At 30.7% G+C, this 20,376-nt stretch carries 22 protein-coding genes; 15 read left to right on the forward strand and 7 right to left on the reverse strand.

Annotated elements, in window-relative coordinates:
* The first annotated feature begins 67 nt into the window (after positions 1-67).
* From alaS to H0I27_RS15940, 3 genes are all read left to right on the forward strand, one after another.
* A complete protein-coding gene (alaS, locus tag H0I27_RS15930) occupies positions 68-2,686 on the forward strand; it encodes an alanine--tRNA ligase (protein ID WP_218731629.1) in 2,619 nt (872 codons plus the stop codon).
* Between the two features lie 230 nt (positions 2,687-2,916).
* Positions 2,917-3,867: a GSCFA domain-containing protein gene (locus H0I27_RS15935; protein ID WP_218731630.1), complete on the forward strand. Its 951-nt coding sequence runs from the start codon at positions 2,917-2,919 to the stop codon at positions 3,865-3,867.
* Between the two features lie 74 nt (positions 3,868-3,941).
* Positions 3,942-4,328: a hypothetical protein gene (locus H0I27_RS15940; RefSeq protein WP_218731631.1), complete on the forward strand. Its 387-nt coding sequence runs from the start codon at positions 3,942-3,944 to the stop codon at positions 4,326-4,328.
* A gap of 114 nt (positions 4,329-4,442) precedes the next feature.
* Here H0I27_RS15940 and H0I27_RS15945 read toward each other — a convergent pair whose 3' ends face one another.
* On the reverse strand, positions 4,443-4,721 hold the full coding sequence (locus H0I27_RS15945) for a rhodanese-like domain-containing protein (protein WP_218731632.1): 279 nt from the start codon (positions 4,719-4,721) through the stop codon (positions 4,443-4,445).
* 51 nt (positions 4,722-4,772) lie between these two features.
* Positions 4,773-6,518, reverse strand: a complete 1,746-nt coding sequence (locus H0I27_RS15950; protein ID WP_218731633.1) for an aromatic amino acid hydroxylase — start codon at positions 6,516-6,518, stop codon at positions 4,773-4,775.
* 167 nt (positions 6,519-6,685) lie between these two features.
* On the opposite strand from H0I27_RS15950, the gene H0I27_RS15955 reads away from it, so the two are divergent.
* Positions 6,686-6,958: a hypothetical protein gene (locus H0I27_RS15955; protein ID WP_218731634.1), complete on the forward strand. Its 273-nt coding sequence runs from the start codon at positions 6,686-6,688 to the stop codon at positions 6,956-6,958.
* Positions 6,959-7,024: 66 nt separating this feature from the next.
* On the opposite strand, the gene H0I27_RS15960 is transcribed toward H0I27_RS15955, so the two are convergent.
* Positions 7,025-7,411 carry an ankyrin repeat domain-containing protein gene (locus tag H0I27_RS15960; RefSeq protein WP_218731635.1) on the reverse strand — a complete coding sequence of 129 codons (387 nt, stop codon included), beginning with the start codon at positions 7,409-7,411 and terminating at the stop codon, positions 7,025-7,027.
* Between the two features lie 275 nt (positions 7,412-7,686).
* Between H0I27_RS15960 and gpmI the strand changes: the two genes are divergently transcribed.
* The 6 genes from gpmI to H0I27_RS15990 all read left to right on the forward strand — a co-directional run bounded on the left by gpmI (position 7,687) and on the right by H0I27_RS15990 (position 12,265).
* The gene (gpmI, locus tag H0I27_RS15965) at positions 7,687-9,204 is read left to right on the forward strand and encodes a 2,3-bisphosphoglycerate-independent phosphoglycerate mutase (protein ID WP_218731636.1); all 1,518 of its coding nucleotides are present in this window, start codon (positions 7,687-7,689) and stop codon (positions 9,202-9,204) included.
* 17 nt (positions 9,205-9,221) lie between these two features.
* Positions 9,222-9,764 (forward strand): thioredoxin family protein, encoded by a 543-nt coding sequence (locus H0I27_RS15970; protein WP_218731637.1) that lies wholly within the window; start codon positions 9,222-9,224, stop codon positions 9,762-9,764.
* A complete protein-coding gene (locus tag H0I27_RS15975; RefSeq protein WP_218731638.1) occupies positions 9,764-10,165 on the forward strand; it encodes a BT0820 family HAD-type phosphatase in 402 nt (133 codons plus the stop codon). The genes H0I27_RS15970 and H0I27_RS15975 overlap by 1 nt, the downstream gene beginning before the upstream one ends.
* A 58-nt stretch (positions 10,166-10,223) precedes the next feature.
* The gene (map, locus tag H0I27_RS15980) at positions 10,224-11,027 is read left to right on the forward strand and encodes a type I methionyl aminopeptidase (RefSeq protein ID WP_218731639.1); all 804 of its coding nucleotides are present in this window, start codon (positions 10,224-10,226) and stop codon (positions 11,025-11,027) included.
* Positions 11,028-11,142: 115 nt separating this feature from the next.
* Positions 11,143-11,466 carry a GxxExxY protein gene (locus H0I27_RS15985; protein ID WP_218731640.1) on the forward strand — a complete coding sequence of 108 codons (324 nt, stop codon included), beginning with the start codon at positions 11,143-11,145 and terminating at the stop codon, positions 11,464-11,466.
* A gap of 28 nt (positions 11,467-11,494) precedes the next feature.
* The gene (locus tag H0I27_RS15990; RefSeq protein WP_218731641.1) at positions 11,495-12,265 is read left to right on the forward strand and encodes a class I SAM-dependent methyltransferase; all 771 of its coding nucleotides are present in this window, start codon (positions 11,495-11,497) and stop codon (positions 12,263-12,265) included.
* Here H0I27_RS15990 and H0I27_RS15995 read toward each other — a convergent pair.
* Together H0I27_RS15995 and H0I27_RS16000 are read right to left on the reverse strand one after the other, a co-directional pair.
* A complete protein-coding gene (locus tag H0I27_RS15995; protein ID WP_218731642.1) occupies positions 12,262-13,581 on the reverse strand; it encodes a hypothetical protein in 1,320 nt (439 codons plus the stop codon). The two genes, H0I27_RS15990 and H0I27_RS15995, sit on opposite strands and share 4 nt — an antisense overlap.
* A gap of 69 nt (positions 13,582-13,650) precedes the next feature.
* Positions 13,651-14,640 carry an FAD:protein FMN transferase gene (locus tag H0I27_RS16000; protein ID WP_218731643.1) on the reverse strand — a complete coding sequence of 330 codons (990 nt, stop codon included), beginning with the start codon at positions 14,638-14,640 and terminating at the stop codon, positions 13,651-13,653.
* Between the two features lie 115 nt (positions 14,641-14,755).
* Between H0I27_RS16000 and H0I27_RS16005 the strand changes: the two genes are divergently transcribed.
* Both H0I27_RS16005 and H0I27_RS16010 read left to right on the forward strand, forming a co-directional pair.
* The gene (locus H0I27_RS16005) at positions 14,756-15,595 is read left to right on the forward strand and encodes an OmpA family protein (RefSeq protein ID WP_218731644.1); all 840 of its coding nucleotides are present in this window, start codon (positions 14,756-14,758) and stop codon (positions 15,593-15,595) included.
* Between the two features lie 83 nt (positions 15,596-15,678).
* Positions 15,679-16,398: a 3-ketoacyl-ACP reductase gene (locus H0I27_RS16010; RefSeq protein WP_218731645.1), complete on the forward strand. Its 720-nt coding sequence runs from the start codon at positions 15,679-15,681 to the stop codon at positions 16,396-16,398.
* Between the two features lie 154 nt (positions 16,399-16,552).
* On the opposite strand, the gene H0I27_RS16015 is transcribed toward H0I27_RS16010, so the two are convergent.
* Both H0I27_RS16015 and H0I27_RS16020 read right to left on the reverse strand, forming a co-directional pair.
* Positions 16,553-16,918 (reverse strand): Na(+)-translocating NADH-quinone reductase subunit F, encoded by a 366-nt coding sequence (locus H0I27_RS16015; RefSeq protein ID WP_218731646.1) that lies wholly within the window; start codon positions 16,916-16,918, stop codon positions 16,553-16,555.
* Complete coding sequence (locus H0I27_RS16020) at positions 16,918-18,276, reverse strand: DEAD/DEAH box helicase (protein ID WP_218731647.1); 1,359 nt, start codon at positions 18,274-18,276, stop codon at positions 16,918-16,920. Before H0I27_RS16020 ends, H0I27_RS16015 begins: the two co-directional genes overlap by 1 nt.
* Positions 18,277-18,376: 100 nt before the next feature.
* Between H0I27_RS16020 and H0I27_RS16025 the strand changes: the two genes are divergently transcribed.
* Genes H0I27_RS16025 through H0I27_RS16035 form a run of 3 tightly spaced genes read left to right on the forward strand, consistent with a single transcriptional unit; the run spans position 18,377 to position 20,343 of the window.
* Positions 18,377-19,141: a TatD family hydrolase gene (locus H0I27_RS16025; protein ID WP_218731648.1), complete on the forward strand. Its 765-nt coding sequence runs from the start codon at positions 18,377-18,379 to the stop codon at positions 19,139-19,141.
* On the forward strand, positions 19,142-19,852 hold the full coding sequence (locus H0I27_RS16030) for a hypothetical protein (protein ID WP_218731649.1): 711 nt from the start codon (positions 19,142-19,144) through the stop codon (positions 19,850-19,852).
* The gene (locus tag H0I27_RS16035) at positions 19,849-20,343 is read left to right on the forward strand and encodes a methylated-DNA--[protein]-cysteine S-methyltransferase (RefSeq protein WP_218731650.1); all 495 of its coding nucleotides are present in this window, start codon (positions 19,849-19,851) and stop codon (positions 20,341-20,343) included. The genes H0I27_RS16030 and H0I27_RS16035 overlap by 4 nt, the downstream gene beginning before the upstream one ends.
* Positions 20,344-20,376: the final 33 nt, after the last annotated feature.

The following is a 20,376-nucleotide window of genomic DNA, read 5'->3' on the forward strand; positions in this document are numbered from 1 at the left end:
TGCTTTTTATTCGCAGTATTTTTTAAACTAATTTAACATAATCCAACTTGTTGGAAACTTCTTTTTTATGAAATCACAAGATATCCGCGCTACTTTTTTAAATTTTTTCAAAGAAAAAGCACACTTAATTGTTCCTTCTGCACCAATGGTAACTAAGGACGACCCTACATTAATGTTTGTAAATTCTGGAATGGCACCTTTTAAAGAGTATTTTTTAGGTAATGGAGTGCCAAAAAACAGCAGGATGTCAGATTCTCAAAAATGTTTACGTGTTTCTGGTAAACACAACGATTTAGAGGAAGTAGGATACGATACCTATCATCATACATTATTTGAAATGTTAGGGAACTGGTCTTTTGGCGATTACTTTAAAAAAGAAGCAATTGCTTGGGCTTGGGAGTTATTAACTGAAGTTTATAAAATTGATAAAGACATTTTATATGTTACTGTTTTTGAAGGTTCTGATGATGCAGATAATTTAAAAATGGATACCGAAGCTTTTGATATCTGGAAACAATTTATTGCTGAAGATAGAATCTTAAAAGGTAACAAAAAAGATAATTTCTGGGAAATGGGTGAGCAAGGACCTTGCGGACCGTGTTCTGAAATTCATGTTGATATCCGCTCTGCGGAAGAAAAAGCAAAAGTAGATGGACGAACTTTAATTAATGAAGATCATCCACAAGTAGTAGAAATATGGAACTTAGTTTTTATGCAGTTCAACAGAAAAGCAAACGGAACTTTAGTTGATTTACCAAACAAACATATTGATACTGGTATGGGATTTGAACGTTTGTGTATGGTAATGCAAGACGTAAAATCTAATTACGATACAGATGTTTTTACACCAATTATTAGAGAAATTGAAACAATTACTGATGTAAAATATGGCAAAAACCTAGAGCAAGATATTGCTATTAGAGTTATTTCAGACCACGTAAGAGCCGTTGCTTTCTCTATTGCAGATGGGCAATTACCAAGTAATACAGGTGCTGGCTACGTTATTAGAAGAATTTTAAGACGTGCTGTTCGTTACGGTTTTACATTCTTAGACAAAAAACAGCCTTTTATCTATAGATTAGTAGATGTTTTAAGCAATAAAATGGGAGAAGCTTTCCCTGAATTAAAAGCACAAAAACAATTAATAGAAAATGTGATTAAGGAAGAAGAAACTTCTTTTTTAAGAACATTAGATCAAGGCTTATTATTATTAGACAGAATTATAGAAAGTACTTCTGGTAAGGAAGTTTCTGGTGATAAAGCTTTTGAATTATATGACACTTACGGTTTTCCTATCGATTTAACTTCTTTAATTCTTTCTGAAAAAGGATTGACATTAGATGAAAAAGGATTTGAAGAAGAACTACAAAAACAAAAAAACAGATCTAGAGCTGCAAGTGAAATGTCTACCGAAGACTGGACTGTTTTAGTTGATGACCCTATAGAAGAGTTTATTGGTTACGATGCTTTAGAAGCAAACGTAAAAATTACACGATACAGAAAAGTAACCTCTAAAAAAGATGGTGAAATGTTTCAATTGGTTTTCAATTTAACTCCTTTTTACCCAGAAGGTGGTGGACAAGTTGGAGACAAAGGGTATTTAGAAACCACACAAGGAGATGTTGTTTATATTTTAGACACTAAAAAAGAGAATAATGTTATTATTCACTTCACTAAGAATCTTCCAAAAAATATTAACGAAAATTTTAAAGCGGTTGTAGATCAAAAACAACGTTCTAAAACAGAGTGTAACCATACAGCTACGCATTTATTGCACCAAGCGTTAAGAGAAGTTTTAGGAACACATGTAGAGCAAAAAGGTTCTGCTGTGCATTCTAAATATTTACGTTTCGATTTTTCTCACTTTTCTAAATTAACTGTGGATGAATTACGTGAGGTAGAAAACTTTGTAAACAGAAGAATTGCAGGTAAACTTCCATTAGAAGAAAGCAGAAATATTACAATGGAAAAAGCAATTGCAGATGGTGCAATGGCTTTATTTGGTGAAAAATACGGTGATACTGTAAGAGCTATAAAATTTGGAAAATCTATAGAACTTTGCGGTGGAACACACGTAAAAAACACCAGTGATATTTGGCATTTCAAAATTAAATCTGAAGGAGCTGTAGCTTCTGGAATTAGAAGGATAGAAGCGATTACAAATGACGCTGTAAAAGATTTTTATTCTGAAAACAATAAGGCTTTATTCGAAATTAAAGATTTATTAAACAACACAAAAGAACCTGTAAAAGCAGTACAGAAGTTACAAGATGAAAATACTTCTTTACAGAAACAAATAGAACAATTATTAAAAGATAAAGCTCAGAATTTATCTGGTGAATTAAAAAACCAATTACAAGAAATTAATGGCGTTCAGTTTTTAGCTACAAAAGTAGATTTAGACCAAAACGGAATTAAAAACTTAGCTTTTTCTTTAGGAAAAGAACATCAGAATTTATTCTTATTATTTGCTTCTTCTGCTGCAAAAGACAAAGCGATGTTAACTTGTTATATTTCAAAAGAATTGGCAAATGAACGTGGTTACGATGCTGGAAAAGTAGTAAGAGAATTAGGAAAACTAATACACGGTGGTGGTGGTGGACAAAATTTCTTTGCAACTGCAGGTGGTAAAAACCCAGGAGGAATTCCGAAAGCTTTAGAGAAAGCAGTAGATTATTTGGTATAAAAAGTTTCTCGCAAAGGCACAGAGATACAAAGGTGGTGTATTATTATGTTTATCATATAAATTAAACATACAACTAAGAACACACAACTTGTAAAAAAACTTTGCGTCTTAGCGTCTCTGCGAGAGAAAAAAAACACCAAACAACTCATAAAACTTTTGCGCTTTTGTGCGAGAAGACACAACAATATATAAGCTTTTTCGAGAAACAAAAAAATCCACACCTTTGCAAGATGAAACTCCAAACTCAAATTCCTTTAGAGCAAGAAACTAGAAACCCAATAAATTACAATTCTAAGGTGCTATTATTAGGATCTTGTTTTTCAGAAAACATTGGAGATAAGCTCAATTATTTTAAGTTTCAATCTAACCAAAATCCATTCGGAATTCTTTTTCACCCAAAAGCAATTGAAAATTTAATTACAAATGCTATAAATGAAAAAGAATATACAGCAACAGATTTAATCTTCCAAAATGAACGTTGGCATTGTTTTGATGCGCATTCTTACCTAAGTGCTGCTGATAAAAATGAGCTTTTAAATAATCTAAATTCAGCAATTTCATCAACAAATAAAAACTTAAAAGAAGCTTCTCACCTTATTATTACTTTAGGAACTTCTTGGGTGTATCGATTTATAGAAGACGATAAAATTGTTGCCAATTGCCATAAAATTCCGCAGAAAAAATTCATAAAAGAATTACTTACTGTAGATAAGATTTCAGAAAGCTTAGAAGCCATAATTGTGCTTTTAAAATCTATCAATAAAGACATACACATACTTTTTACGGTTTCTCCGGTTCGTCATTTAAAAGATGGCTTTATAGAAAACACGCAAAGCAAATCTCATTTAATTGCTGCGGTTCATAATGTTGTAAACCATAGAGAAAAGACACATTATTTCCCTAGTTATGAAATTATGATGGATGAATTAAGGGATTATCGTTTTTATGCAGAAGATATGGTGCATCCCAATAAAACTGCCATTAATTATATTTGGGAAAAATTTGTTGCCACTTGGTTTTCTGAAGAGACTACTTTAACAATGAAAGAAGTGGATGTAATTCAAAAGGGACTTTCTCATAGGCCTTTCAACGAAAACTCAGCACAACATCAGCAATTTTTAAAAAATTTAGAAGTAAAAAAAGACAAATTAAAAGTTCAGTTTCCTTTTATCAATTTTTAAAGCACAAAAAAATAAAATTAATTTACTTAAAAATTTTATGTAAATTCCCTTCTTATAACTTTTAACCTCCAAAAATGAGTAAGAAAATATTAATTGGTATAATTTCAGGACTGTTACTAGGCATGTTCATAACATCCATTTTTGTTTCAGATGAAATTAATGTATCAAAACTCATTTTAACAAAAATTACGGCAACCTCAATAATAACAGGATTTATTTGTGGTATTTACGCCCATATATCAAAATCTAAAATAAAAGTATTTATTGTTTCTATTTTTATAGGAATCATTATTTTCTATACCAAATACCTTATTACTGGTCATAATTTTGATCCATTAACTATGGGAGCTTTTGTAGGGGCAATGCTAGGTGGAATCTTTGCTTTCTTTAGAAAAGCGACACATTCTATAAAAAAATACAACAGATTACAAAGACACAAACAAAAAGGTTTTAAGAAATAAACTTTTTAATTTTAAACAAAAAAAAATAGAATTCTAACACGAAGTTAAAATTCTATCTTTTTTATCCTATGAATAAAACCCTTCATTAAAAACAGGTTTTACAAACGTTTATTTTTAAGAAACGTGTTGATCTACGTTTTGCCAAGGACCTCCATTGATAACATCTACTCCATGTTTTTCTAAAAACTGAGTTGCTTGTCCGCTTCTTGCTCCACTTCTACAAACAGCAATTACAGGTTTGTTCCAAGCTTTAATTTTTTCAACTTCTAAAGGAATAACCGTTAAAACTATGTGTTCTGCTCCTTCTGTATGTCCTTCATCCCACTCTTCTTGTGTTCTTACATCTAAAATTACAGCTCCTTTTTCTAAGTATTCTTTAATTTCTGCACTCATATCTTTTCTTTTAAACATGTCAAATAGACCCATGTTGTTTTTATTTTAATATTAAACTTGACACAAAATTAATCCATTTTCAATTAGCTTTGTGTAGCTTTTGTTACATTTTAAAACTTCTAATCTCTCTAAAATGGTCTTCTTAATAGAAAAATTACTTTGCAAAGCTAATTCATATAATTCTAAAAGCAACAACCAATCTCCTTGAAATTTGCTATTTAACTGATTAAATATTTCTGTTATTTTTTTATTAGTTGAAGACTCTTCTTCTCTTAGAACTCTAACTTCATCATACAAGGCATACAATTCTTGTTCACTTTCTGAGTATTTAATTTTATGTGTTTTAGTTTCAGATACTTTTCCTAAACCTAAAAAAGAATCTACATCTGCAGGACCTGCATAGCCAGAAACTACCTCTTTACCAACTGCCATATCATAAATTCCCCATTCTGGTTGAAACAAAACTTCCTCCTTATAAGTAACCGTGCAATCATCAAAAGAAATAATTAAAATTTTGCCTCTTAAATCCCTAGTTCCGGTAATTGCTTTTCCTTTTACAATAACGCCACTCTCAAATTCTAAAGTCATAAATTCACCTTCGTAAATTCCGTACGCTTTTAAATCTCTCGGGCTCATGTCTTCTATTGGTAAATTAATTCCTTTTAATTTACCAACCGGACTTCCAAAACCACTAGCATGACTAGTAATTCCATGCCCAATTAATTCTTTATCTCTATTAGACAACGCCGTAGCACCTGTAGTTTGAAAATAAGCTACTTTATTATTTTTAAACTGAATAACTTTGGTAAAAACACCAGAAATTTGAATTCCCGTTGTCAATTCTATGGTTCCTAAATTATCAGAATTTATTAATTTCTGAATACTTTTCAATCCGCCAGTTCTTATCGCCATTGTATTGGCAAATTCATCTAACACCAAGCTTAAATAAGCAAAATCTGGAGTTACAAATAATTGCGGTTGCGGTTTTGTAATATCAAAATTTATAGTTGCTGCATCAATAGAATACGCAACTTTTTTCACTTCATCTTGCATACACCAAGCACTCTCTCCAATAGAGGAAAGTAAACCTGCTCCGTATATTTTAGGATTATCTAAAGTACCAATCAACCCGTATTCTACTGTCCACCAATGTAAATTTCTAATTTGTGCCATTTCAGACAATTCGCCCATGTTATTTTGTAGATAAGCTACTTTTTGTTCTGCATTATCTATTTCACTTTCTGTTGAATTTGGATTTTCTTTTAAGATGGATAAAAGCCTGATTGCTTCATACATTTCATAATCTTTAGCAGATGAAATTGCTTTACTACCAATCTCCCCAAACCTTCGTAAATATTCTGCATATTCAGGATTCGAAATAATAGGCGCATGACCTGCTGCTTCATGAATGATGTCTGGTGCTGGTGTATATTCGATATGATTTATGGTTCGCATATCGGATGCAATCACCAAGACATTATAAGCCTGAAATTCCATAAATGCATTGGGCGGAATAAAACCATCAACCGAAACCGCAGCCCAACCAATTTCTTTTAAAATCCTATTCATACCTTCCATATAAGGAATGTTTTCTACAGAAATACCCGTTTTCTCTAAACCTGTCATATAAGATTTATGCGCTACTTTACTTAAGTAATCTACATTCATTCTCATTACATAACGCCAAACAGCTTGGTTTTGCGCTGTATATTCTTCATACGGCTGTTGTACCACAAACTTGTGTAGATGCTTGGGTAATTTTTTAGTGACTTCGTTTAATTCGAAATGGAGGCTCATTAAAAAAGTATTGAATTATTCTTACAATAATACGCTTTAAAATAATGATTATTTATTTAAAACATGTTAAAATCATTTTTACACACACTAATCGCAAAGTAAGAATCTTTTAAGTGTAACATTTTACACTTTTTTACTACTTATAATTAAATACTAAATTATTAATTATGGCAGGAGGAGGTTTTATAGCACACATGATTGCAAGTCTAAGTACTAATAAACGATCTCATATTTCTACTTTTGATAAAATCAAAAGCCATAAAAAAAGCGAAAAGAGTGAACTTCATTTTGATAAAAAAGCAAGCCCATCTCAATTAAAAAAAATCAAAGAAGAAATTATCAAAGAAAATGAAATTGCTTTTAAAAGAAAAGTAGCTATCCTAATGCTATTAATTATTGTTATTTTAATCGCTTTAAATTATATAGGATATTCTTTATAACAAAAAAAACAGACTACCTTAAAAGATAGTCTGTTTGCTTTAGATTAATTAATTCAAATAATAATACTAAAGTGATTCTTTTATAACTTTAACGGCATCAAAAGCTTTAGATCTTTTTGCCATATCTAAGGCAGTCATATTTCCTCTGGTAGATTTTACTCTTAATTTAGCGCCATTATCAATTAAAAGTTTTACAATTTCAGCTTTATTATACCTTGCAGCATACATTAATGGTGTTAAACCATTTGATTTTTTGTTTATATTTTCTCCTCTTTCTATTAAAGCTTTTACGGCTTCATAATTCCCCATTCGTATCAGCTTTAAAAAAGCACTAACATTATAATGCGGTTTAATCGTTACTACTTTCTTAAGACTCAAGGTTTCTGGAGTCGTTGCATTTATAGATCCAAATGCAAAAAGACAAAGTAATAATGGTAATATTATTTTTTTCATGACTATAGGTTTTAAGTTAATTTTATAAGTGTTTGTTCTTTTTATATAGACTTATAATTATTTAAATTGTTTCAAAAAAACCTTCTATTAACAAGGTTTTAACAAATCATCTTTATTTTGATAAGAAAAAAAACGAATCAATCATTAAATAAATCTAGCTTCATTTATACAGTCCTTTTTACAATGTTACTTTACGTTATCGGTTTCGTAAAAATTTGATAAAATCAATATAAACGGTAAAATATTTCTTAATTTTACTGTTCAATTTTAAGACAATGGACAAGAAAGTTATACTAATGATTTTAGATGGTTGGGGAATTACACAAGACCCTAAGGTATCTGCTATTTACAATGCAAAAACTCCTTTTATAAACGGTTTATACGACAAATACCCTAATGCTCAATTAAGGACAGACGGAGAACATGTTGGTTTGCCAGAAGGACAAATGGGAAATTCTGAAGTTGGACACATGAATTTAGGTGCTGGTAGAATTGTATATCAGAATCTAGCTCGTATTAATAAAGCTGTTAAAGAAAATACTTTAGGGCAAGAAAAAGTATTATTAGATACTTTTAAATACGCAAAAGAGAATAACAAAGACGTTCATTTATTAGGACTAGTTTCTAATGGAGGAATTCATGCACACATTAATCACTTAAAAGGATTATTAGATGTTGCTAAAGAAAACAATGTAGATAATGTGTATTTACACGCATTTACAGACGGTAGAGATTGTGATCCAAAATCTGCTCCTTATTTCTTAAATGAGGTTCAAGAACACATGGATAAAAGTACTGGTGAAGTAGCAACCGTAACAGGTCGTTATTATGCTATGGATAGAGATAACCGTTGGGAACGTGTAAAGGAAGCGTATGATGGTGTTGTTAATGGAGTTGGTACAAAAACAACTGATATTATTGATACTATAAAAACGAATTACGAAGCTGGTATTACCGATGAATTTCACAAACCAATCATTGTAACTAATGAAGATGGTTCTCCAAAGGCTCAAATTAAAGAAGGTGATGTTGTACTTTTCTTTAACTACAGAACAGATAGAGGTAGAGAATTGACAAATGCGTTGTCTCAAAATGATTTCCCTGAATTTGGAATGAAAAAATTAGACCTTTATTTTACAACCATCACTTTATATGATGCAAGTTTTAAAGGAATTAACGTGATCTATAATACTGATAACATTAAAAATACTTTAGGAGAAGTTTTATCTAAAGCGGGTAAAAAACAAATTAGAATTGCAGAGACAGAAAAGTATCCGCACGTTACATTTTTCTTTTCTGGTGGACAAGAAACTCCGTTTGAAGGGGAATCTAGAATTTTAAGAAACTCGCCAAAAGTGGCTACTTACGATTTAAAACCAGAAATGTCTGCATACGAGTTAAAAGATGCTTTGTGTGAAGATTTAAAGAAAGGTGAAGCTGATTTTGTTTGCTTAAACTTTGCAAATGGAGATATGGTTGGTCATACAGGAATGATGGATGCTGCTATTAAAGCTTGTGAGGCTGTAGATATTTGTGCTAAAGAAGTTATAGAAACTGGTTTAGATAATGGATATTCTATTTTATTAATTGCAGATCATGGTAACTGTGAAACAATGATGAATCCTGATGGATCTCCTCATACAGCACACACTACAAACCCTGTTCCTTTTATTCTAATTGATAAAGAAATTAAATCGATAAACAGTGGTGTTTTAGGTGATATTGCTCCTACAATTTTAGATTTAATGAATCTAGAACAACCAAAAGAAATGACACAACATTCTTTATTATAATTAAAACAACTCAACTTATGAAAAAAGTCTTTTTATTGGCTTGTATTATGGTATTTGCATCTTGCATTGGCCAACAAAAAGTAACTGAAACTCAAAAAGTAACTGCAGAAAAAAATCAAAGCGGGGATTTGATTGGAGTGGCTAACAAAGCCTCTTTTCAACAAATCCCCTATAGTTCTTGGTTTAATCAGAAATTAGAGAGTTATACTCCAGACCCAGCAACAATTACCGCTCTTAAAAAGGAGTTAAAAGGTATTACAATTAAAGGTTTTATGGGTACTTGGTGTGGAGATAGCAAAAGAGAAACTCCACATTTATACAAAATTTTAGAACAAACTGATTTTAACTTAAATAATTTTGAGCTTATTACTGTTGACGTCAGTAAAAAAACTCCTGATAATTTACAAGAAGGCTTTGACATAAAAAGAGTACCAACTTTTATCTTTTATAGAGATGGAAAAGAAATTGGTCGATATGTAGAATATGCCCGTGAATCCTTAGAGAAAGACATGCTAAAAATTGTTTCTGGAGAGGCTTATAAACATTCTTACGACAATTAATGATACCTAATAACCCGCTAATTATTGCCGTAGATTTTGATGGTACCATTGTAGAAGATGCCTATCCAAAAATAGGTGAAGAAATAATTTTTGCTTTCGATACCTTAAAAAGATTACAATCTCAAGGGCATCGATTAATTCTGTGGACTTATAGACACGGAAAAAGACTAGATGAAGCAGTTGCTTTCTGCAAAGAAAACAACATTGAATTTTATGCAGTAAACAAAAATTTTCCTGAAGAGGAATTCGGTAAAAAACACAGTCGTAAAATACATGCAGATTTATTTATAGACGACAGAAATGTAGGTGGCTTTTTAGGTTGGACAGAAATACACAAAGCTATTTTTAATTACGAGCCACCTAAAAAAAAGAAAAAAGGGTTTTTCTCTTTTTTCAAATAGACAAACCTTACTTCATTCTACCTAAATTATAGTAACTTTGCCATTCAATTTTTTTAACATGATTAAGATAAAAACAAGAGAAGAGATAGAGTTGATGAGAGAAAGCGCCCTAATCGTTTCTAAAACGTTAGGTATGCTTGCTAAAGAAGTAAAACCAGGAGTTTCTACTTTGTATTTAGATAAACTTGCCGAAGATTTTATTAGATCTGAAGGTGCTGTACCTGGTTTCTTAGGGTTATACGATTTCCCAAACTCACTTTGTATGAGTCCAAATAACCAAGTTGTACACGGTATTCCAAATAAAAACCCATTAGTAGAAGGCGATATTATTTCTATAGATTGTGGTGCATATAAAAATGGTTTTCACGGAGATCACGCCTACACTTTTGCTGTTGGAGAGATTGAACCAGCAACTAGAAAATTACTAGATGTAACTAGAGCTAGTTTATACGTTGGTATCAAAGAATTTAAAGCTGGAAATAGAGTTGGTGATGTTGGTTATGCTATTCAGAAATTTTCTGAAGACCATGGTTATGGTGTTGTAAGAGAATTGGTTGGTCATGGATTAGGAAGAGATATGCACGAAGATCCAGAAATGCCAAACTACGGAAAAAGAGGTCGTGGTAAAAAGTTTGTAGAAGGTATGGTAGTTGCCATAGAACCAATGACAAACTTAGGAACTCACAAAATTAAACAACATTCTGACGGTTGGACAATTACTACTTTAGACAACAAACCTTCTGCCCATTTTGAGCATGATGTTGCTATTGTAAACGGTAAACCAGAATTACTTTCTACTTTTAAATATGTACATGATGCATTGGGGATTGTTACCGATGAGGAGGATGCATTCAGACAGTAAAAAGGACACTAATTTCACTAATTGTCACTAAAAAATAAACTTTATAATTTCACTAAAAAAATTGAAATCAGAACTTCTACATAAACAGGAATCATATAACATTATTGGTTCCTGCATGGAAGTTCATAAAGAGTTAGGAAAAGGTTTTAGTGAAATTATTTATGGTGATGCTTTAGAAATTGAATTTAAAAGACGTGGAATTTTATATGAAAGGGAAGTAAAATTTCAAATATTATATAAAGGAGAAAAATTGTCTCATTATTATTTTGCTGATTTTGTTATCGATAATAAAATAATACTTGAAATTAAAGCAATTGAATGTTTAACAAACAGCCATATAAAACAAACTCTAAATTATTTAGCTGCATCAAAAATAAAACTAGGCTTATTAGTTAATTTTGGTGAAGATAGTTTAACCTACAAAAGAGTAATTTTATAACTCTCATTTTGTGTAATCCGTGTAATTCGTGTCTATTTTTAAATCCATTCTAAATACCATCCCAAGACCTTGGTTAATAAAAGCTAGTTATCTAGTAAGACCAATTATTGCTTTTTCTTTAAAGGGCGATACATTTACAGATCCAATAGACGGCAAGAGTTTTAGAAAATTTTTACCTTACGGATATGGCAAACAACGAGAAAATGCACTTTCTCCTTCTACCCTATCTTTGGAAAGACATCGTTTAATGTGGTTATTTTTAAGAGATGAAACTCCTTTTTTTACATCAACAGAAAAACTTAAAACTTTACACATTGCTCCAGAACAATGTTTTTTAGACATTTTTAGAAAACAAAAAAACTTAGACTATATTACTTCAGATTTAGAATCTCCAATTGCAGATGTAAAAGCCGATATCTGCGACTTGCCTTTTGATGACAACTCTTTTGATGTTATTTTCTGTAATCATGTGTTAGAACATATTACAGACGATACTAAAGCGATGCAAGAGCTGTTTAGAGTGCTTAAAAAAGGCGGATTTGGTGTTTTTCAAATTCCGCAAGATTTATCTAGAGAAAAGACGTTTGAAGACGATACAATTACAGACAAAAAAAAGCGTGCAGAGATTTTTGGACAATATGATCACGTAAGAGTGTACGGTAGAGATTATTTCGATAAACTACGTTCTATCGGCTTTAAGGTGGATGAAGTAGATTATACAAAAAAAATCGGTCCAGAGAAACTAGAACGATTTTGTTTAATGAAACATGAAATTCTTCCTGTCTGTTATAAGGATTAGTTCTTTTTATGTTTTCCTAAAAACACACTTAATTTTTCTAATTCTTGATCACCCAATACAATTACATTATTTTTTACAATTTGATATGTCCCCGACGCTAATTTAACTACTTTAGAGTCTCCTAAATATTTTTTAGACTCATCTTTAACTTCACTTACCTTTGCTCCTTCTTCATTAATCCAAATAACCTCCCCTTTCTTAATTGCTTGAAATCTACCCTTATAATAAGCTCCTATATATTCAAATCCAGCATCTGCACTTAATATTTTTTTAGTCGTAGCACTTAAAAAAGAGTGTACTTTGTAACTATCCTCAAAATATAATGAATACATTCCTCCACCTAAATGTCCTTCAAATAGATACCATTCTTTATTTATTTTAACCTCACCATCTTTATTATATCTATCAATTAGATCTTCCTTTTTTAGAGATTTCAATAATTCTGATTTATTGGTAATTCTAACCTGTTTTTTAACATTTAAGTCATAAACCAATGGCTCAAAAGAATTATCTGGATATGTTACCAATCGTCCATTTCCTCTTGGTAACATTACCTGTCCATAATGTGTAGCTAAAGAATTAAATCTATTAACACTTGGTAAAATAAATCCCTTTTTGTTATTTGTGTTAAAGCAATAAATTTTATTGGGTTGCTCTTTTTTATTTTTTAATAAAATAAAACCTTCAGAAGATATGGCGTCTTTATAATCGGTGGCTGCTAATATAATTATACCTCTATCATCTATAATTCCAAAACTTCCATCCTTTTTAAAAAGAGCTAAATTGTTTGCATTAAAATTGTAAATACTATCTACCTTTATAAACAGAGATTCAGATTTTTGATTCCAAATACTTTTTAGCGAATCTATTTTCTTAGATGCTTTCTCTTTTTTAATACGCTCTTCTTCCTCCCTCTTTAACTTAGTTTCTAAAGCTTCTATAGTTTCCTGAATTAAAATAAGACTTTCTAAATTTTTTGTATACCCTTCGGTAGTATTATCTTGTTCTAAAACAAAGTATCGTCTACTATAAATTTCCGAGTTTTTTAGAAATGCTATTTTTTCTATATCAGTAGTTTGAAATTGATAATTTTCAAAATAAATCGAGGAAGCTAAAGTTGCTAAATTTTTGTCTGAAATTGAATCAAGATACTTCAATGCTTTTTCAAAATGCACTAATGCTTCTTTGTAATTCACATTGTTTTCTACCGCTTCTTTTGCTCTCTTTAAATACACATTAGCAATGTCTGTGTTAGACTGAGCATTTGTAAATGTAAAAGAAATTATGCATAAAAGTGTTAGAAGTAATTTCATCATAGTAATACCTATTATTTATCTTTATTTATCTACAATGCAAGATAACAAAAACACAGCGTAAATAGTGAACTACTTAAAGGCATTTGTTGTGTATTCTTCTAAATCTCCGTTCTCGTTATTAAATAATAGAATAGCATCAATATTTTTATGAGTATCTAAAAACTCTTTCGCTTTCTCTAGTCCCATTGCCATAAAAGCAGTTGCATATGCATCTGTATCAGCACAGTCTAAATCAGCTATAACAGAAGCACTTAGTAAATTACTTTCTACGGCATACCCCGTTTTAGGATTTACTGTATGTACGTATTTGTGTCCGTCTTTTGTAATTCTAAATTTCCTATAATTACCAGAGGTAGCCATCGATTTATTAGACAAATTTATTTTTCGATATCCTTTAGTACTGTCCTTTTTTATAGGATTTACTAATTTTATAACCCAAGGATGCTTTTCTTTTTTTATCCCTTTAGCTCTAATTTCTCCTCCAATTTCAATTAAGTAATTCGAGATATTTTTACTATCTAAAAAACGAGCCACCACGTCAATTCCGAACCCTTTAGCGATAGAGTTAAAATCTAAATAAATTTTAGGATCTTGTTTTCTAATTTTACCATCAACAAAAGTTACTTTATCTAAACCAACATACTGCATTTGTTGCGTTACTTGATCTTCGTTTAAATTGACCCTTTCATTCTTTGGTCCAAAACCCCAAGCATTTACTAAATTCCCCACAGTTGGGTCAAAATAACCATTGGTTTCTGTATAAATTCTTTTCGATTTTTTAAAAACCTCTAAAAATAAATCATCAACAATAACAGTAGAATCTCCTTTATTAATTCTAGAAATATCTGAACTAGGAATATAGGTTGATAAGGATTTGTTCATTAAAAAAAACAGACTATCTAAAGAGGTTTGATAGTCCTTAGCACCATCTAAATAAACAATCTTATAAGTGGTACCAAATACGCGCCCTGTTAAGGTATAGTCTTTTATTTTTTCTTTAGAACAAGAAAGAAACACTAGTAAAACGATAGTAACTATAACTTTATTTTTTAGAATCATAAAATTTAAAATATTTTACAAAAATAGAGCATAAAGTTTTCATAAAATATCATTTATAGTATTTTTTGTAACAACAATTCGTTAAATTTGTTGACTTAATTAAATATTATTACCAATGAAAAAAATATCAATCTTATTATTGACTGCAGTTATAGTTAGTTCTTGTGTTTCTAAAAAGAAGTTTGTTACTTTACAGGACGAACATGATCAAACTACAACAGAATTAGTAGATGTAAAAGCAACTTTACAGAAGTGTTTAATTGAAAGCGAAAAAGATGTAGCAACACTTACAGAGCAAATTAACTCTTTAAAAGAGGATAAAAAAGGTGCTTTAAAGCAAGTTGAAAACTTAACGGTTTTAACACAATCTTCTTCAGATAATATTAAAAACGTTATTACACAGTTAAGTGAAAAAGATAAATTCATAAACGGTATTAGAGCAGCAATGACTCAAAAGGATTCATTAAACCTTGCAATTAAATACCACTTAACTAAAAACTTAACTGACGGAATTCAAGATGAAGACATACAGGTTAATGTAGAAAAGACTGTAGTATTTATCTCTATTTCAGACAAATTATTATTTAAAAGCGGTAGTTATAATGTAACTGACAAAGCATACACTGTTTTAGAAAAAATATCTAAAGTAATTAAAGACCAACCAGAAATGGAAGTTATGATTGAAGGTCATACAGATTCTACACCAATTAAGAGAACTGTTATTCAAGACAACTGGGATTTATCTGCTTTAAGAGCAACTTCTATAACAAGAATTTTACAATATAAATTCGGAGTTAAACCAGGAAGATTAATTGCAGCTGGTAGAAGTCAATATGTTCCTTTAGTAGACAATAATACTGCTGCTAATAAAGCAATAAACAGAAGAACAAAAATTATCATCATGCCTAAATTAGATCAATTCTTTGATTTGTTAGAGCAAGATGCTAATAAATAATCTTTATTGAATAAAAATTTAAAACCATCTGAAATTCAGATGGTTTTTTGTTTAGAAAATAGTCATACTTTAAAAATTTAAAAATGGAAAATTTAAAAAACAAAAAAGCAATTATTACAGGTGGCGGAAGAGGTTTAGGAAAAGCAACCGCAATAGCCTTTGCAAAAGAAGGAATTGACGTAGCTATAACTGGTAGAACTGAAGCCGTTTTAAAAGAAACAGTTGCAGAACTAGAAGTATTTGGCATTAAAGCGATTTACGAAGTTTTTGATGTTGGTGTTTACGAAGAAGTTAAAACAGGAATCAAGAACATTGTAAACTCTTTAGGTACGGTTGATATTCTAGTAAACAATGCCGGAATAGCAGCTTTTGGTTCTTTAAACGACATGGAGGTTAGCAAATGGACCCAAATTATACAAACCAATGTTATGGGTATGTATCATGTAACAAAAGAGGTTTTACCTTATTTAATTGATAAAAATGAGGGTGATATTTTTAATGTTGCTTCTACTGCAGGATTAAACGGAAATGCAACTACATCTGCCTATTCTGCTTCTAAATTTGCGGTTATTGGTATGTCGGAATCTTTAATGAAAGAAGTACGTAAAAACAACATTAGAGTTTGTACGTTAACACCAAGTACAATTGCATCTGATATGTCTGTAGAATTAGGTATTGCAAACAAAGATTCTGAAGATTCTGTTTTACAACCAGAAGATTTTGCTGAGTTAATTGTAGCTGGATTAAAATTACCAAGAAGAGCCATGCTTAAAGGAGCTTCTTTATGGTCTACAAATCCATAAATAGACTTTTCTCACTATAAACACAATAACAATATAAAAACCATCTCTTTTGAGGTGGTTTTTTATGTATAAGCAAATTTGACTTTCTCAAAAAAATCAGCTAACTTCTGATATAAAACATTAAAACGTTCGATATCAATATAGTTAAACTAACCTACTCCAAAATCTTAATAAAATCATCAAAAGCCTCATAATAAGGTTGGTCTTTAAAAATAGGACTTTCAACACTTTCTGCGTTGGCAATTCCTACGCCGGCAAACCAAACTTTGGCATTTTGTTTTTTAGCGTGATTTTTAAAAGTCTCCATCCAAATGGTATCATATTCATTCGGATTTTGAATATTATTACTCGCCTTTACCAAGACAAAAATAGTAGGTTCTCCTTTTTTAAATAACACAAATTGGGGATGTCTTTTTAACTGACTGTTTATAGCCTGAAACTCATACCCCATTTTTGTAAGCTTCTTACCAACAATGTTCATTGCCAAATTATGCAATTCTTGTGCTGTTAAAATCTGCATTATTTTTTCTTTTTCTTGTTATGCTTGTTGTAGTTTTTATCTCCTCTTGTTTTAGGCTTCTTATATTTTGCAGCAATTTCTCGTCTGTAAGAACCACCTAAATTTACTTGGCTATTTTTCTCACTCTTTTCGTGAAACGCAGGTCCTGGAACATATTCTAAAGAAGTTCTGTTCTTAGAAATCCCTTGATCTTCTTTCGGACGTTCATCTTCTGTTAATAATTTAGAAATTTCAACGTGTTCTGGTAAGTCTAAAACCGGAATTTCATAATTCATTAATTCTTCAATACCTTTTTTTGTTTCTTGCTCGCTTGGAGTAGAAAAAAGAATCGTTTTTCCTGCTCTTTCTGCACGACCAGTTCTACCAATTCTGTGCATATAGTTTTCAGGAAATTCTGGTGTATCAAAATTGATAACATGAGAAACGTTGTCAAAATCTAAACCACGCGCCATTACATCGGTAGCTAGTAAAATTCGGTTTTTACCTTCGTCAAACTGTTTTATAGAACGAATTCTATAATTCTGCGTTTTATTAGAGTGAATCACACACATTTCATCATTAAACGCTTCTTGTAAGTGCTTAAATAACAAATCTGCAGTTCTTTTAAAACCAACAAAAATCAATACTTTATTATACGTTTCTTTATCTGCTAAAAGCTCATGTAACAAATTAACTTTGGTAAAAAAGTTAGGAATGTTATAAGAAACTTGCTCTATATTATCTAAAGGTGTTCCACTTACTGCAACAGATATTTTCTCTGGATTTTTAAAGAAATCGTAAATTAACAAATCTACATCTTCCGTCATCGTAGCAGAAAATAATACGTTTTGTCTTCTTTCTGGAATCACGTCAAAGATATTCATCAACTGAAAACGAAACCCTAGATCTAACATTACATCTACCTCATCAATTACTAATTTCTGAATAGATTTTAGCTTTAAAGCATTGCTCAACGCCAAGTCATATAAACGACCAGGAGTTGCCACAATAATATCTTGTCCTTGTAAAATAGCTTGTTTTTGGGTATTAATGTTTGCACCACCATACACACCTAAAACACGCGTATTAATATATTTAGATAGTTGTTCTATCTGTTCAACCACTTGTAAAACAAGCTCACGCGTTGGTACCAAAACCAAAACTCGAGGATGTTTTTGCTTAGAAAACTTTAATTCTTGCAAAATAGGCATCATATACGCAAAGGTTTTTCCGGTACCTGTTTGCGCAATTCCCACTACATCTTTCCCCGATCTTACAACAGAAAATGCTTGTTCTTGTATTGGCGTTGGAGTTACATAACCCAAATCGTCAATAGCATATTGTAATTGATTAGAGATTCCTAAATCTTGAAAAGTCATTCTTAATATTTTTCTGCAAAGGTACGTTTTATAAAACGCTAAACAATAGCCCTTTTCACTAAGAATAATTTGTAGTTTTGCAGCTGAAATTTTACACAACATGATTACAGATACACACACCCATTTATATTCTAGTCAGTTTAAAGAAGATCAATCAGAAATGATGCAACGCGCTAAATACGCCGGTGTTACTCGTTTTTTTATTCCTGCGATAGATTCTACATATACAGATAAAATGTTTCAATTAGAAAAAGACTATCCAAATGATGTTTTTTTAATGATGGGCTTACACCCTACTTCTGTTAAAGAAAACTATTTAGAAGAACTAGCGCATGTTAAAAAATGGATTGATGAAAAGAAATTTTACGCTATTGGCGAAATCGGAATGGATTTATATTGGGATAAAACCTTTTTAACAGAACAGCAAGATGCTTTTAGAACACAAATTCAGTGGGCAAAAGAGAAAAAAATGCCGATTAACATTCACTGTAGAAATGCTTTTGATGAAGTTTTTGAAGTATTAGAATCTGAAAAAAGTGATGATTTAAGAGGGATTTTTCACTGTTTTACTGGGACTTTAGAACAAGCAAAACAAGCTATTTCTTACAATATGAAATTAGGAATTGGTGGTGTTGCTACTTTTAAAAATGGTAAGATTGATAAATTTTTGAATGAAATTGATATAAAGCACATTGTTTTAGAAACAGATGCGCCTTATTTAGCGCCAACTCCATACAGAGGAAAAAGAAATGAAAGTGCTTATTTAACCAACGTTGTTGATAAATTGGTAGATATTTACGGACTTTCTTTTGATGAAATTGCTGCCATTACAACTCAGAATTCTAAAGATGTTTTTGGTATATAAATGGTATTTGATACAATTACAACAGAAGAAAAATTCTTCAATTTTGAACATCCTAAAACATATACTTATTTAGGACTAACAATTGGAATGTTTGCTTGTGTAATTATTTCAATCAACAAAGTATATTTAGAATTTGATTTTATAGAAACTATTTTTTACCCAGTAGCTGTTATTTCTTTTATAACCTTTATTGCTTCTGTATTTTTTACAATGTTTTCTAAAGAAGATATTTTGATAAATTATACAGGGTACCTAAAAATAACTTCGGATGAATTTATTATTGATAAAGAAAAAATAAATTTTACTGATGTTATTTCTATTAAACTATCTGTTGATGACTATGAAGGGAAAGCAAAAAACACACATTCTAGCATTAAACCAATGTACAGCATAGGTGTTAATAATTTTGTAGAAATCTCTACGGATGATAAAAAAATAGAAAAACAAATTCAAATTTGTAGCTTAAGAGAGACGCATTTAATTTCTGACTTTTTATCTGCACAAATTGTAAAAAACAAGTTTACAAGAGCAAATCCGAAACAGTTAATTGCTATTTTTACTGATAAGTTTAAGAAAACAGCAGCAGCAAGAAATTATATTGCAGAACAAATTAAGAACAAAAAGATAAAAACTGTTGAAGGTTTACTAATGATGAATTATTCCTCTGATGAAGAAGTTAAAGAATTAAGAAAAAAATACAACTTTAATTGAGTTTACAAACCACATATTACAAAACACCATTGGGAACCGCAAAAATTGTAGGTGATGAAAACGGAATTCAATCGGTTTCGGTTTTAGATGAAGATTTCTCTACTGCGCTCGAAGAGACAAGTATGAAAACACCTGATTGTTTGCAAGAATGTGTCACTCAATTAGACCAATATTTTTCTGGAAAAAGAATTGATTTCGATTTAAAATTAAATCCGCAAGGAACCGATTTTCAGAAAAAAGTTTGGAATGAATTATTGAATATTCCATTTAATAAAACGAGAACTTATTTAGAACAAAGCAAATCTTTGGGAGATGTAAAAGCCATTAGAGCGGTTGCCTCTGCAAATGGTAAAAACCCAATTTGGATTATCATTCCGTGTCATAGAGTTATTGGTTCAGATGGTTCTTTAACAGGATATGCTGGCGGAATTTGGCGTAAAAAATGGTTATTAGCGCATGAAAACCCTGTAAAGCAACAATCATTATTTTAATTTTTATTTTCAAACATTAAAAAACATATTTTT

The organism is Polaribacter sp. HaHaR_3_91, assembly GCF_019278525.1.
In the GTDB taxonomy this organism is placed as follows: domain Bacteria; phylum Bacteroidota; class Bacteroidia; order Flavobacteriales; family Flavobacteriaceae; genus Polaribacter.

What these genes read in the sequence shown, in the direction of transcription:
- H0I27_RS16015 (WP_218731646.1), bottom strand. Translation starts at nt 16,918, where the DNA reads ATGCAGATTTTAACAGCACAAGAATTGCATAATTTGGCAATGAACATT.
- gpmI (WP_218731636.1), top strand. Translation starts at nt 7,687, where the DNA reads ATGGACAAGAAAGTTATACTAATGATTTTAGATGGTTGGGGAATTACA.
- H0I27_RS15995 (WP_218731642.1), bottom strand. Translation starts at nt 13,581, where the DNA reads ATGATGAAATTACTTCTAACACTTTTATGCATAATTTCTTTTACATTT.
- H0I27_RS16005 (WP_218731644.1), top strand. Translation starts at nt 14,756, where the DNA reads ATGAAAAAAATATCAATCTTATTATTGACTGCAGTTATAGTTAGTTCT.
- map (WP_218731639.1), top strand. Translation starts at nt 10,224, where the DNA reads ATGATTAAGATAAAAACAAGAGAAGAGATAGAGTTGATGAGAGAAAGC.
- H0I27_RS16030 (WP_218731649.1), top strand. Translation starts at nt 19,142, where the DNA reads ATGGTATTTGATACAATTACAACAGAAGAAAAATTCTTCAATTTTGAA.
- H0I27_RS15945 (WP_218731632.1), bottom strand. Translation starts at nt 4,721, where the DNA reads ATGAGTGCAGAAATTAAAGAATACTTAGAAAAAGGAGCTGTAATTTTA.
- H0I27_RS15985 (WP_218731640.1), top strand. Translation starts at nt 11,143, where the DNA reads ATGGAAGTTCATAAAGAGTTAGGAAAAGGTTTTAGTGAAATTATTTAT.
- H0I27_RS16010 (WP_218731645.1), top strand. Translation starts at nt 15,679, where the DNA reads ATGGAAAATTTAAAAAACAAAAAAGCAATTATTACAGGTGGCGGAAGA.
- H0I27_RS15935 (WP_218731630.1), top strand. Translation starts at nt 2,917, where the DNA reads ATGAAACTCCAAACTCAAATTCCTTTAGAGCAAGAAACTAGAAACCCA.
- H0I27_RS16000 (WP_218731643.1), bottom strand. Translation starts at nt 14,640, where the DNA reads ATGATTCTAAAAAATAAAGTTATAGTTACTATCGTTTTACTAGTGTTT.
- H0I27_RS15955 (WP_218731634.1), top strand. Translation starts at nt 6,686, where the DNA reads ATGGCAGGAGGAGGTTTTATAGCACACATGATTGCAAGTCTAAGTACT.
- H0I27_RS15960 (WP_218731635.1), bottom strand. Translation starts at nt 7,411, where the DNA reads ATGAAAAAAATAATATTACCATTATTACTTTGTCTTTTTGCATTTGGA.
- H0I27_RS15950 (WP_218731633.1), bottom strand. Translation starts at nt 6,518, where the DNA reads ATGAGCCTCCATTTCGAATTAAACGAAGTCACTAAAAAATTACCCAAG.
- H0I27_RS16020 (WP_218731647.1), bottom strand. Translation starts at nt 18,276, where the DNA reads ATGACTTTTCAAGATTTAGGAATCTCTAATCAATTACAATATGCTATT.
- H0I27_RS16025 (WP_218731648.1), top strand. Translation starts at nt 18,377, where the DNA reads ATGATTACAGATACACACACCCATTTATATTCTAGTCAGTTTAAAGAA.
- H0I27_RS15975 (WP_218731638.1), top strand. Translation starts at nt 9,764, where the DNA reads ATGATACCTAATAACCCGCTAATTATTGCCGTAGATTTTGATGGTACC.
- H0I27_RS15940 (WP_218731631.1), top strand. Translation starts at nt 3,942, where the DNA reads ATGAGTAAGAAAATATTAATTGGTATAATTTCAGGACTGTTACTAGGC.
- H0I27_RS15970 (WP_218731637.1), top strand. Translation starts at nt 9,222, where the DNA reads ATGAAAAAAGTCTTTTTATTGGCTTGTATTATGGTATTTGCATCTTGC.
- alaS (WP_218731629.1), top strand. Translation starts at nt 68, where the DNA reads ATGAAATCACAAGATATCCGCGCTACTTTTTTAAATTTTTTCAAAGAA.